Genomic DNA, 12,987 nt, shown 5'->3' with positions numbered 1-12,987 from the left:
GGGTCATCCCGGGGTAAAAGAACTGCTTTGAGGTTCTCAAAGTTCAAGTGTTAACGTGTTCGACATGACGACAGCAGCTGTGCACCAGCACCCCACCGGCGGAGCCGTTCCGCTCGTGGCGCGTCTGCACGTCGACCTCTGCCGCTGCATGTCCGCGGTCTGTTGCCGCGACGTCTGACCCCGGCATCATGCGGCGGTGTCCCCAGCGTTACGTGACCGGTCCACGCTGACCGGTCCCTTGTGAACGGGCGCCGCGCTCATCCGTCAGAACGCCAGAACGTCAGCACCTCTGAAGGTCTCCTGAACGTCTGAACGTCCCCGTCTCCGCTCACCAGGGAGTGTTTCCGTGTCCTCCGCGACCACCGAGGAGAAGCCCAAGCGAGGCTTCTCCATATCGTCCAAGTTCCCCTTCTGGGCCCAGATCATCGCGGGTCTGGTCCTCGGCGGCCTGCTCGGCTGGCTCGCCCGCAGCCAGGACGTCGGCTGGCTCAAGGACACGCTTGAGCAAATAGGCAGCATCTTCGTCCAGCTCCTGAAGCTGGCCGTCGCGCCGCTCGTCTTCTTCGCGATCCTGGTGTCGATCACCAACCTGCGCAAGGTCAACAACGCCGCCCGGCTCGCCACGCGCACGCTGCTCTGGTTCATGATCACGTCGCTGATCGCGGTGGCGATAGGCCTGGTCATAGGCCTGCTCACCAACCCGGGTTCGGGTACCGGCCTGACCCCGAAGGACGGCAAGCTGCCCAAGCACACGGGCTCCTGGCTGGACTTCCTGACGGGCATCATCCCGACGGACGTGGTGACGCCGTTCACCGAACTGAACGTCCTGCAGATCGTGTTCATGGCCGCCGTCGCCGGCATCGCGCTGCTCCAGCTCGGCGAGAAGGCCAAGCCGATCCTGACGCTCAGCGAGGCCGTCCTCGAACTCCTGCAGAAGGCCCTGTGGTGGGTCATCCGGCTCGCCCCGCTCGGCACGCTCGGCCTCATCGGCTTCGCCATCGCCGACTACGGCTGGGACCTCATCGGCAAGTACGCCACCTTCACCGCCGACGTCTACATCGGCTGCGCCCTGGTGATGTTCGGGGTGTATCCGCTGCTGCTCGCCACCGTCGCCAAGGTCAACCCGCTCCAGTTCTTCAAGGGTGCCTGGCCCGCGATCCAGCTGGCCTTCGTCTCCCGCTCCTCGGTCGGCACGATGCCGCTGACGCAGAAGGTCACCGAGCGGCTCGGCGTGCCCAAGGAGTACGCGTCCTTCGCGGTGCCGTTCGGCTCGACCACCAAGATGGACGGCTGCGCCGCGATCTACCCGGCGCTGGCGGCGATCTTCATAGCCCAGATCTTCGACGTGCACCTGGGTGTCGGCGACTACGTTCTGATCGCCTTCGTGTCGGTCATCGGCTCGGCGGCGACGGCGGGCCTGACGGGCGCCACGGTCATGCTGACCCTGACCCTCTCCACGCTGGGCCTCCCCCTGGAGGGCGTCGGCCTGCTCATGGCCATCGACCCGGTCCTGGACATGATGCGTACGGCTACGAACGTGGCGGGCCAGGCGCTGGTGCCGGTCATCGTGTCGGCGCGGGAGAACATCCTGGACCGGAAGGCGTTCGACTCGGTGCACCTTTCTCCGGTCGGCGACGACTACGACGTCCGCGAGGCGGAGCAGAAGGTGACGGTTTCGGCCGCTGCCTGACCACTCCACTCCTGAGACGCCCGTGCCCCCGCCCGTGTGGGGGTGCGGGCGTCTGGCGTGAGGCCCCGAGACCCTTTCCGGGCGGATGGTGGAGCGCCGCAGTGGCCGGTCCCGACCGCCCTCTCGCACCTTGGCGCGGAGCCCACTTGACGGAGACGAGCCCGCCGCTCAGGCCGCACGCGAACGGGCATCCGGAACCGCGGACGAGCCGGATTCCCGCCGCGCCGATGCACCCGCCGGGCGCATATGTACGCCCAAGTCCCTTATAACCAGGCCAAGTTGAATTGTGCCGGATCGGCCGGACGCATCCGTTACGCTCCGACCACTCCACACCTAGGGTGAGGGAGCTCGATCAGACCCGTACACCGTCCTGACCTGGAGGCTTTCATGCCGATCCTGCCCGATGGCGAGTACCTGATCAAGAACGCGGCCGAAGACCTGTACGTGGACGTCTCCGGCGGGAGCCCGCACCCCAACACGCCCATCATCGGCTGGCCGCTCAGCAAGGAGCCCAACCAGAAGTGGCGTCTGACCTGCATCAACGGCATCAACGAGTTCCACATCAAGAGCTCGCTCAGCACCGGTGAGCCGTTCTTCGCGCTGAGCGCCCTGCGCATCTTCCCGCCGCGCATCGCGGTGCAGCCGTTCCCGGAGCGCTGGTCGATCGAGCCCGTCGGCGAGCACCTGTTCCGCATCGCCTTCCCGTACATGGACGGCGTCGTGACGCTCCCCGAGGGCCAGAAGGGCACGCAGCTCACCGTCCAGCCCTTCGAGGGCCTCCGCTTCCAGAAGTGGACCTTCGAACAGGCCTGACTTGCCCCAGCCAGTGGCCGTACCCCTTCTCGGAAGGAGTGCGGCCGCGCTGCGCACCACACAACAGCTCCGTTGGACGGCTCGGGTCCCAGGGCGTCCCGATGTCCTTCGCCAAGGGGGTGAGCGAACGCGCTGGCGGACCGGGCGCGGGAGTCGTCCCAGCCGTCCCCGCAAACAACAAGGCAGCGCCCCTCGGCCGAGATAGCTCCCGGCGAGGGGCACTGCTTTGAAGGCGCAAAGCTATGGCTTGGGCGCGCGGTGAGGCATCGGCTCTCCTCCCGCGGGGGAGATGTGGTCAGCGGGCTCGACTACGCATGAGTCCGAGCTATGTCACCTGCCCCGTTTACTTCTCACAGGAATTTCGGGTCTACGATATCCAGGCTCCAAATATCGCCATGCCCGGGATATACGCCACGCGCGGAGGCCGGATCGCCGATCACGTGGACGCTTACTCCTGTCGTTTTCGATCGATACGTTCTGTACTCCTGCGTGACGGATGGCGGATCGAAAGGCTGACTGCCACCCAGGCGTTGGAGCTCGTCCTCCACGTCCGACCAGGCCGTGTACGGTGCAAGATCGATGCCTGTCAAGCCCTTTACCTTGTCCGCAAGGTCAGGCATGGAGGAAAGTCGGTGAATTTCCAGGACGACGGACTGGCATACCCATTCTGGTTCACCGATGAAGGTGACCTCGAAGAGGCCGTAGTCTCGCCGAAGACTTCTTTTACCTCGACGTCCTTGGAATTCCTCAATGTAGTCGAGAGTGATCTTCTTGTCGACTGCGGCCAGCTTTGCTCCGACGGAGAAATCGAAGACCGATCCTGTAGCGACTGCTCTCGCGATAAATTCTGGTCCGTTCATCTCATCTTCTTCAGTGCGTTGATCAGGCGACTCATCTCGGCTGCACGGTTCTTTTCGTTGCCCCAGTTGTGCTTATTCATCTCGGCCATTGCAGCGCTGGCTTTATCGAGCAGATCTTCGCGGAGCTCGGGGCTGTTGTTGAGGGTATCGAGAACTTTTTGCACGCTCTTGTCGGACGCCCAGCCGTTGCTCATCCTGAGCGGCTTTGCCCCGAGCCCACCGGATTCGTTGGCAAACACGCGGACCTCGTCAGCACCGAAGTGGAGGTGGGCTCCCTTCGTGGCCCAGTCCGAAGCCATTGGAGATACTCGAACTCCGCAAACCTCGTTATGGACCAAGACCGGCGTACGTCCCGCGAACACATAGTAAGTGTGCAGGCTGCCAACCGTCAGGTTGTAGGTTCGGGCGCGCTCGGTGAACGGGGAATTGGACTGCACTGCCGCCATACTGCCGTCGGCGGTTTTCAAGATCATTCCCGGACGAAGGCTGCCAGCTTTCACCCACTTGCTCTCCGACGGGGACCAGAAAGGGTGCTCCCAGGTGGCAGTGAGCAGTTCACTCCCGCGATCGGTGGCTATGATGAGCTTGTTGAAGCTCTTGTCATAGTCGGTAATGATCAGGTCGGACACTTCTTGCGGCTCGGTCTTACCGGATATGGGGTCTGTCGAGACGACCCTGTCGCCGATCTTCACCGCCTCAATGTTCTTCGCGGATTTGTCCGCCATCAGAACCTTGGTTCCGGCAAGGAAGCATGTAGCACACTTGATCAGCCGGCTGGCGCGGGATGCCTCGGCGATGTCCTCGACCCCATCAGCGGCCTTCTTGAGGAGCTTGAGCTTTCCGACCGGGAGGACGCCGGCTACAGCGAGGGCGCACTTTCCGATGGTGGGGTCGTTGACGCAGTCGAGAAGGTCGTTGACGCCGAGGACTTCCATTCCGCCTTGGAGAAGGAGCTTGGCGAGGGCGGGATCGGTGGTCGGGACGACGATGACGGCGTTTTCATCGTATCGGCAGGGCGCGAGGCTGTCCCGACTAGCGAACTGGATACACTCGTGCGTTTTGGGCTTGCTCTGTTCCTGTTGCTTGCGCAGCTCTTCGGCGAGTCGGCGCTCTTCGGCTTCTTCGGCCTGCCGCTTCGTCAGCACGTCTGCCCAAGCCTGCGAGGCAATGGTGTTGGCCTCATCTGCGGACTTGCCCGCCTCCAGGGCCGAGGCTCTGGCATCGGATGCGGCGCTGTCGGCTTCCTGGGCAGATGCCCGAGCGTAGCTCGCGGAGAATGCAGCCTGGGCTGCAGATCCTGAGGCTGCTGCTGCGTCGCGGTCTGCGGCGTCGGCGGCGTTTCGCGCGGTGGCGGCGGACTCGGCAGCCCGATTCGCGCTGGCTTCGGCCTGGTCGGCAGATGTCTTGGCGTCGCTGGCGTACCCCGCAGCGAGCTTGGCGTTCCTATCGGCCTCGGCTGCGGCCTTGTTGGCCTCGCTGCTGGCCTGATTCGCCTCGGCTGCAGCCTTTGCAGCAAGCCATCGGTTCTGCTGCGCCGTGGCCGCGATCCCGTCCGCTTCGTTGATCAGACGCTGGACCTGGGCGACGTGATTGGCGGCGAGCTGGTCCTTGCGGTCGGCCATGTACTGGCCGGACTCGACGAAGGTGTGCAACTCGTCTGCCGGTCCCTGCAACGCAGCCATGGCCGCGCCCTTGACCTCGGGACCGCCATCGTTGAACAGCTTGGTCGCGATCACACGCTCATCGGTGTTGCGAGCCTGATACTGACCGCTGTTGAGGAACGTTGCCATGGCCTTGGCGCTGCCGTCGGCGAGGGCGGCCTTGGAGGCCTCCTTGACGCTCGGCCCGCCCTCGTTATTGATCTTCGAGATCAGAACCCGGTAGTCGGTGGAGGCCACGTCGTACTGGCCGGTGGTCAGGAAGTCACGGACCTCCTGGTCCTTACCGTTCAATACATTCGTGGCGGCTGTCCGCACCGCCTCGTACGGGCTGGCCGAGGCCAGGTCGGAGACTTGTTGGCGCGACTCGTCCGCAGCGGCCTTCTTGGCGCCGGTGCGGAGGTAGGCGATTACCTCGGTGTCCGTACCGGACAGGGCCTGCGCCGCTGCCTCCTGGCGCCAGGAGCCGTACTGCTTCAGGGCGCGCAGCGCGACCGCGCGGCCCTTCGTGGCGATGGACTTGAGGTCGGCCCCGTCCTTGTCGGCCTCGGCGGCCAGCCCGGCGGTGTCGGACGTGATGTTCGCGTCCTCCAGGGCGACCTGAGCCAACTGCCTGGTGAATTCGTCACCGGCCGCCTTGTTGGACTTGGCGCGCTCGACGGCGGCGTTGGTGCGCGTGGCGAGTTCCTCGGCCTCGGTTTCGCGCGCGAGGGCGAAGACCGATTTGGCCGTGGCGACCGCGGAAGTGGCCTGGTCGGCCGCTTCCTTCGCCATACCTGCCTGCTTGGTGGACTCAGCCGCGGCACGGCTGGCGTCTCCCGCGTGGTTGGCGGCGTCTTCCGCTGCCGCCGCGGCCTTGTCGGCGTGGTCGGCGGCTTCGTTGGCGGCGGTACGCGCATCGGACGCGGCCGCTGCCGAACGCCTTGCCAGCGCCTCTGCCGCATTGGCGGCACGGTTGGCCTCGGCGGCATGACGACGAGTCTCCGCGGCGGCAGCGGCGGCCACACCGGAATGGACTCCGGCGGCCTGGGCGGCCGCGTCGGCTTCGTCGGCCGACGCCGCGGCCGCGTTGGCGTTGCCGACGGCACTCCTCGATGCCACGGCGGCAGTGGCCGCGGCGAGGGAGGCCTGGGAGGCCTTCTGGGCCGTGATCGCCGATGTCCTGGCGAGGGCGCCGGCCATCTGAGCGTTCTTGGCGTAGTTCCTGGCCTCTTCGGCCTTGTTCTTGTCGCCGAGGGCGGCGATGGATGCCTTGTACGCATCGTTGGCCGCACTCGCGGCCGTGGCCGCGGCGCTCGCGGTCTGTGCCGCTGCGAGAGCAGCGACGCGGGCGGAGCGAGTAGCCGCGTTCGCCGCGCCGATCGCGGTCTGCGCGGCTTCAGCTGCGGCCTTCGCCGCATTGGCCGCCTGCTGCGCCTTTAGGGCGGCCTCTCCCGCCTTGCCCTTGGCGGCACGGGTCTCGTCGGCTGCCGTTGCCGCAGACTCCATGGCGAGCTTGGACGCGGCGATTGCCTTGGCCGAAGCTTCCTGGGAGGCCGTGGTAGCGTCCTCAGCCTGTTTGCCGGCTTCGATGGCCTGCGCGTTCAACTGGGCGATGGTGGCGTGTTCCTGGTCGCGGTTGCGCGCGGTGAACTGCCCCACTTCCAGGAACTCGGCGACGTCCTCGGGGGTGCCCTGCAGGGCGACCTTTCCGGCCGCCTTCATGGCGGGGCCACCGGAGTTGATCAGCTGCGAGACCTTGACCCGGTTGTCGACCTTCCTGGTGTCGTACTGGCCTTGTGTCAGGAACTTCTCGACGTCGTCCGGGGTGCCCTCCAGGGCCGCCTTGCCGGCGTCCTGGATGCCGGGGCCGCCCAGGTTCATGATGCGCGACACCTCGACGCGCTGGTCGACCTGGAGGGGGGCCTTCCAGCCGTCCCTGATGAATGCGACGACGTCATCGGGGTTCTTGGTGGCGAGCGCCTTCTGAGCCGCGTCCCGCACCTGCGGACCACCCGCGTTGATGATGCGGCTGACCGTCGTGCGGTCGTCGATGGCCTGGGTGGTGGGGGCGTCGGTGAGGAACTGTTTGATGTCCTCGTCAGATCCCAGGAGCGCCTTTTCCGCCGCCTCCTTGATTCCCGCTCCGCCCGTCTCCCACAACTCGACCGCCTGGCCGCGGAAGACGGCCGCTTCGAGGTCCTCAGAGGCAGCCGCGGGCGTGGCCGCGAGCAACCCCGCGGTGAGAGTGACGGGCAGAAGGCCAGCGGTCATGGCGCGTAGGCCGAGGGACTTTCGCCCCAAGGCGCGAGTGGCTGAGGCGCGTTGCGCTCCAGGAGAGCGCATGAGGGATTTCACCTGCTCAGTTCCTTTCGGGTCGGGCGCGCTCAACTGCGGCTGCCCGCCCGGGAAGGCGAGATGAAATGCGGACATGTCCGTCTTGGTGTCGTCAGTGGAAAAGAATGCACTCGTGAAGGCAGGTCGCAGCGAATGCCGCTGAGTCTGGTCAGCGGCAACCCCCCACCTGTGCACACGTAGTTGGGCGCGCGCTCGCATGCATCTTACATATGTTTTACTTACGTGCATCTCATGGGTATCTCATGTACCTGTGCTACACGAATGTGAGGATTCTGTGACGACAATTCGTGCCCGAAAGGCGCTTATTTCGGGCGCTGTCGGCGCTGCCGCGGCAGCCACCGCGCTGGTCGCGTTCACAGCGGCCGAGGCTGCTCCCCGATCGGCGGCCGCTGCGGCCGCGACGACCACGGCTGCTGACATGCCGTCGACCGTCGAGACCTTCGCCTATCCGAACGCGGCGAAGATCCTTGCCGATCAGAAGATCGTCCTGAAGCGGGGTGACGGGCGCATCCTGCTGACCGACTGTGCCTCGGCGTGGGACATTCAGGTCGAATCTCGCACCGGAGGCGTCTACTTCTGCTTCGCCGTCTCCGGCAAGCAGGGCTACCTGACGATGGAGCTGCCCGACACGTACGGAATCTGGACCAAGGAGCACCCCGTCAAGGCCACGCTGACGGCCAAGTCGGACGGTGAGCAGTCCGTTGTCAACGCCCCGGCAGCAGAGGCGGGTCAGGAAACCGGCTATACCCCGGTGGGCGAGACCGGCAACATCGGCAAGCGTTCCGCCCTGGTCGAGCTTCGCGTCACTGGCTGACGGCCGCCTCAGGGTGCTGCCTCCATGCGAGGCGCCCTCAGACGCGAAGGCGTGGATCAGCGCCCATGCCTGCTACGTGGTCCCTGGGTCGAGTGACCCCGTCTCAAACCATCACATTCAAAGGACTGTCATGTCTGTACGAGGTTCACGCGCCGCGTGGACAACCGCCCTGCTCGCCACCACCATGGGTGCCGGGCTCCTGACCGCCGCCCCCGCCTCCGCCCTCGGCGGGGTCGACGTAGCCGCGGGGAACTACGCGTTCACCGCGAAGCTCAATGTAGGTGAGAACTCGGCGTGCACCGGCGCGCTTGTCGCCCCGCAGTGGGTGCTGACCGCCGCCAGTTGCTTCGCCGTGGACGGTGCGCCGGCGAAGGCGGGAGCGCCGGCGGTGAAGACGACGGTGACCGTGGGGCGTAGCGATCTGACGCAGACGACCGGCGCCGTTCGGCAAGCCGTCGAGCTCGTTCCGCGTGCGGATCGCGACCTCGTGATGGTCAAGCTGTCCAACCGGGTCCAGAACGTGACGCCGGTCCAGATCTCCACGACCGCTCCGGCCGCCGGTGACCAGCTCGTGTCGGCCGGGTTCGGCCGGACGAAGGCCGAGTGGGTGCCGAACAAGCTGCACTCGGCCGCCTTCACCGTCGCCTCCGCCGATGCCACGTCCGTGGCGCTCAACGGCTCGGCCGACGCCGTGCTGTGCCAGGGCGACGCAGGTGCCCCGGCGCTTCGCGGCACTGGCGCTCAGGTGGAGCTGGTCGCCGTGAACTCCCGCTCCTGGCAAGGTGGTTGCCTCGGGATGGACGCCGCCGAGACCCGTACCAGCGCGCTCGACGTCCGGGTCGACGACCTGGCTGGCTGGGTGCAGCAGACCTCGTTCCGCACCCAGGACGACTTCACGGGCGACGGCATCGCCGACCTGGCAGCGATCTGGAACGACGGCACCATGCACCTCTACCCCGGCGACAAGGCCAAGGGCCTGGCCGGGACACAGACGCAGCAGCTCGGCGGCAACGCCTGGAAGACCATGAAGCAGCTCGCCAAGGGCGACTTCACCAACGACGGTGTGGCCGACATCATGGCCATCTGGTTCGACGGCACGATGCACCTCTACAAGGGTGACGGCAAGGGCGGCGTGACCGGAGCCGTCACCGTCACGGCCGGTGGCAACACCTGGGGTACGACCAAGCAGATGACCGCCGGTGACTTCACCGGCGACGGCATCGCGGACCTGATGACCATCTGGTCGAACGGAACCATGCACCTCTACCCGGGCAAGGGCGACGGCCAGCTCGAGGAGCAGCGCACCATCACCGTGGGCGGCAACACCTGGGACACGGTCCGTCTGCTTCCGGGCGGCGACTTCGACGGTGACGGCATTGCAGACCTCATGGCCGTCTGGTCCGACGGGACTCTGCATTACTACGCTGGCAACGGCGAGGGGCAGATCACGGACGGCCGCGCGGTCGCCATGGGTGGCAACACCTGGAAGACCGCTCTGTTCATGACGGGCGGCGACTTCACCGGCGACGGCGTCTCCGACCTCATGACCGTCTGGTTCGACGGCACCATGCACCTCTACAGGGGCGACGGCAAGGGCGGCGTGCTGGCCGGTACGGACGTGTGGGGCGGCAACACCTGGAAGACCTCCATCGAAATCGCCTGACCCCCAGGGGCCGGTGGTCGGGCCACGCATCTGCAGGGCCCGGCTGCCGGACGAGAGTGACGCTGTCGACATGAGGTGTTGACCAGGAGCTATGGACTTCGGGCGGTAGGGCCGTGAGAACATGGCTCGCACACAATCTACCCATAGGTAATTCCCGGCTGCCGGGAACAGTCGACCCGTCGCGCTTCTGACCAGGGCGCCGTGGAGGTTTCCCAATGTCCCAGCGCCGGTTGACGGCCAGGCCCCCCCGGCTCGCGGCGTTGGACGGGCTCCGGCTCGTCGCCGCTCTGATGGTGGTCTGCTACCACTACCTCGCCCTCAGTCGGCCCTGGGGCCACAACCCGGCCACGATCTTCCCGACGCTGCACAGGTTCGCCGAGTTCGGCTGGCTGGGCGTCGAGGTGTTCTTCCTGGTCAGCGGGTTCGTCATCTGTATGAGCGTGTGGGGCCGCAGCCTCGGCGACTTCGCCGTCTCCCGCGTCTCCCGGCTCTTCCCCGCCTACTGGGTCGCCGTGCCGCTCACCGCGCTGGTCGTGAAGAAGTGGCCTGAGATCACGTCGATACGTGGCTGGGACGAAACGTCGACGACGTGTACTGGACGCTCTTCGTGGAGCTCAAGTTCTACGTCCTGATGGCGATCGTGGTGCTCTGCGGGGTCACCTATCGCAACCTGCTCATCTTCATCGGGGTGTGGACCGTCGCGGCGGCGCTCGCGCCCAGCCTCGGCTTCCCGGCCCTGGCGGCGTTCGCGATGCCGCAGTACGCGCCGTTCTTCATCGCCGGCATCGCCTTCTACCTGATGCGCCGTTTCGGACAGAACGCCCTGCTCTGGGGCATCGTCCTGTTCCAACTGCTGCTCGCGCAGCGGTACATCCACTACCGCATGGCCAGCAACCTCGGGCACGTTGCAGCCGAGCACCTGCCGACCTGGCCGGTCCGGCTGATCATCATCGCCGGGTTCGCGGTGGTCGGCGCGATAGCCCTCGGGGTCTTCGACAAGATCCAGTGGAAGTGGCTCTCCACCGCCGGAGCGATCACCTATCCGCTGTACCTGATCCACATGTTCATCGGCATGACCCTCATCCACCACTTCCGCGACCGGCTCCCCGCCCCGGTCCTCGTGGTCTCGGTCATCGCGCTGATGATGGCCACCGCATGGCTCATCCACCGCTTCGTGGAACGCCCCGTCGGCAAGTGGATACGCAACTCCATGAAGCGCGGCATCGAAGACGTACGCCTCCACACACCCGCCCGCCGACACGGCCGGACCCGTGTCGTCATCGAGTCCCCCGCCGTTTCCGCTGCGCCAGTGGAATCCGAGAGGGACGCAGCGCTCCTCATGGGAAGTGCCGAACCGCAGGCTCGCTGATCGCGACGGGGGCCGTTCTGGGCGGGCCCGGCAACGACGCGTACGTCAGCCCCGCCCTTTCGAAGGGCTGAGCGTCTTTACTGCGTGGCGTACGCGGTGAACGCCGCCCATGCGGCTGGGGCCACCGCCAGTTGGGGACCCTGGGGGGTCTTTGAGTCCCGGATGTGGATTGCGGTGGGGTGGGCGGCGATTTCTATGCACGCCCCACCTCCTCCGCTGCTGTAGCTCGACTTGCGCCAATTGCAGGCGACCTCGATGCACTGGCCGCCTTCGCCGTCGCTGTAGCTGCTCTTGAACCAGTCAAGTTCCTTGGAATTCATAGCGCTTTCAGCATCTCCTCGATCAGAGACATCGATCTCCGGGGCGTTAGAGCCTGCGCCTGCATGATCCCATAGCGCTCGCTGAACACGCGGACTTCTTCCGGCTCGGTGATCAGGCGAGGATGCCCGTGGAGTTCCGTGTACGCCACCTGCTGGCGTCCTTTGGGGTTGAGTAGGGTGAACGCGCCGCTCAGGCTGGGGTGTTCCTCGCGATCGGTGGGCATCACCTGCAATTGCACCGTTCTCAACCCTCCGATGCGGAGCAACTGTCGTAGCTGCCCTGCCAGGACGCTTCGGCCGCCGATTGGGCGTTGTAGAACGCTCTCCCCCAGGATGAAGCTGAACGTGGGGGGGAGGCCGGCGCTCGAAGATCTGCTGTCGAGCCAGTCGGTCGGTGACCCGCTTCTCGATGGTCGCCTCATCCAGCAAAGGGCAGCGGTGGGTGAAGACTGCCCGCGCGTAGTCTTCGGTTTGCAGCAGTCCCAGAACTGCTTGGGTGCTGTAGTCATGCAGCGCTACCGCCTTGGCCTCAGTGTCCGCATAGTCCCGGAACCAGTCCGGATGCCGGGTCCGTGACCGGGCCAGGGCCTCTCGTACCTCCGGCACTGCTGCCTTCAACACCCCACCAGCATTGAGGAGTTCATCCACGCATTCAAGGAAGTCGGGTTGTGGGGTGCGCGCCCCGCGCTCGATGGCCGAGATCAGGTCTTCGCCGTAGTTGACCGCCGCCCCCAGCTCCCGCTGGCTCGGCCCGGCCCGTTCTCGTAGCACCTTGATCTGTCTGCCCAGCGCCTTGAAGAGGTGGGCCGTGCCGTCCGATTCGACCGGGCGCTCCGGTCGGGCTTCCTGATTCATGCCCCGCACCTCCCGGTTACGGCCGACGTCCCGTACATCGCGCGGCCCGTGGGCGTACAGCTCGCCGGGGTCGTGGTTGTACCCCTGTTCAGGTTACGCACGCCTCGTCACGCTCGGTCACATGAATCCCCAATCTGCCGTCACGGCAACCGAGTTCGTCCAGAGGTTCAGCAGTACGCGGCGCGGCGCGCGGCTCGCTCGGTGGCTGGCGGTGCAGCAGTTGGACGCGTGGGGCATCCCGTACGGGAGCCCGCGTTCCGATGCCGCGGCCCTCGTCGTCGCCGAGTTCGCCGCCAATGCCGTGACCCACGGTCACGTACCCGGGCGGGACTTCGAGCTGCGGCTCGCGCTGGGGGAGCTGTTGCGGATCGAGGTGGGTGATGCGCGAGGAAAGAAGGAGCCCGTCGGCTCGGGGCCGCTCGCGGAGGACGCCGAATGCGGGCGCGGGCTGCTGCTCGTGGCGGCGGTCGCCGTGGCGTGGGGTGTGAAGGCGCGGCCGGGCGTCGGCAAGGTCGTCTGGGCGGAACTCCATTCGTGTGACGAAGGGGTGGGGGTCATGTAAAGGGAAAGTCAAGGGCGGCATAGCATGCGGATGACCATTTCTGGCT

Annotated in this window: 10 protein-coding genes and 1 pseudogene; 7 read left to right on the top strand and 4 right to left on the bottom strand. The window is 66.2% G+C overall.

From position 1 onward, the window contains the following. Positions 1-346: 346 nt before the first annotated feature. Both ADK54_RS29605 and ADK54_RS29600 read left to right on the top strand, forming a co-directional pair. Positions 347-1,690 (top strand): dicarboxylate/amino acid:cation symporter, encoded by a 1,344-nt coding sequence (locus tag ADK54_RS29605; protein WP_053728813.1) that lies wholly within the window; start codon positions 347-349, stop codon positions 1,688-1,690. Between the two features lie 387 nt (positions 1,691-2,077). Next, positions 2,078-2,503 (top strand): RICIN domain-containing protein, encoded by a 426-nt coding sequence (locus tag ADK54_RS29600; protein ID WP_053728812.1) that lies wholly within the window; start codon positions 2,078-2,080, stop codon positions 2,501-2,503. A 350-nt stretch (positions 2,504-2,853) separates the two neighbouring features. On the opposite strand, the gene ADK54_RS46300 is transcribed toward ADK54_RS29600, so the two are convergent. Further along, positions 2,854-3,363, bottom strand: a complete 510-nt coding sequence (locus tag ADK54_RS46300) for a hypothetical protein (RefSeq protein WP_159047932.1) — start codon at positions 3,361-3,363, stop codon at positions 2,854-2,856. Further along, positions 3,360-7,274 carry a polymorphic toxin-type HINT domain-containing protein gene (locus tag ADK54_RS29595; protein WP_159047931.1) on the bottom strand — a complete coding sequence of 1,305 codons (3,915 nt, stop codon included), beginning with the start codon at positions 7,272-7,274 and terminating at the stop codon, positions 3,360-3,362. Before ADK54_RS29595 ends, ADK54_RS46300 begins: the two co-directional genes overlap by 4 nt. Positions 7,275-7,632: 358 nt before the next feature. Between ADK54_RS29595 and ADK54_RS29590 the strand changes: the two genes are divergently transcribed. The 4 genes from ADK54_RS29590 (at position 7,633) to ADK54_RS29575 (ending at position 11,204) form a co-directional block, all read left to right on the top strand. Then, positions 7,633-8,172 carry a hypothetical protein gene (locus tag ADK54_RS29590; RefSeq protein WP_053728810.1) on the top strand — a complete coding sequence of 180 codons (540 nt, stop codon included), beginning with the start codon at positions 7,633-7,635 and terminating at the stop codon, positions 8,170-8,172. A gap of 130 nt (positions 8,173-8,302) precedes the next feature. After that, positions 8,303-9,835 carry an FG-GAP-like repeat-containing protein gene (locus tag ADK54_RS29585; protein ID WP_053728809.1) on the top strand — a complete coding sequence of 511 codons (1,533 nt, stop codon included), beginning with the start codon at positions 8,303-8,305 and terminating at the stop codon, positions 9,833-9,835. Between the two features lie 215 nt (positions 9,836-10,050). Beyond that, entirely contained in the window at positions 10,051-10,467 is a 417-nt protein-coding gene (locus ADK54_RS48360) for an acyltransferase family protein (protein ID WP_053728808.1), read from the top strand. After that, positions 10,425-11,204: an acyltransferase family protein gene (locus tag ADK54_RS29575; RefSeq protein ID WP_267887048.1), complete on the top strand. Its 780-nt coding sequence runs from the start codon at positions 10,425-10,427 to the stop codon at positions 11,202-11,204. The genes ADK54_RS48360 and ADK54_RS29575 overlap by 43 nt, the downstream gene beginning before the upstream one ends. A gap of 77 nt (positions 11,205-11,281) precedes the next feature. Here ADK54_RS29575 and ADK54_RS29570 read toward each other — a convergent pair whose 3' ends face one another. Together ADK54_RS29570 and ADK54_RS29565 are read right to left on the bottom strand one after the other, a co-directional pair. Beyond that, a complete protein-coding gene (locus tag ADK54_RS29570; protein ID WP_053728806.1) occupies positions 11,282-11,524 on the bottom strand; it encodes a DUF397 domain-containing protein in 243 nt (80 codons plus the stop codon). Beyond that, positions 11,521-12,379, bottom strand: a pseudogene (locus ADK54_RS29565) (helix-turn-helix domain-containing protein). Before ADK54_RS29565 ends, ADK54_RS29570 begins: the two are co-directional and overlap by 4 nt. A 121-nt stretch (positions 12,380-12,500) precedes the next feature. Here ADK54_RS29565 and ADK54_RS29560 point away from each other — a divergent pair. Then, positions 12,501-12,941, top strand: a complete 441-nt coding sequence (locus ADK54_RS29560) for an ATP-binding protein (RefSeq protein ID WP_053728805.1) — start codon at positions 12,501-12,503, stop codon at positions 12,939-12,941. The last annotated feature ends 46 nt before the right edge of the window (positions 12,942-12,987 follow it).

This window comes from Streptomyces sp. WM6378 (assembly GCF_001279695.1).
Classification (GTDB): Bacteria; Actinomycetota; Actinomycetes; order Streptomycetales; family Streptomycetaceae; genus Streptomyces.
The sequence above is the reverse complement of the archived record's forward strand: the minus strand, read 5'-3'. Positions and strand labels throughout refer to the sequence as shown.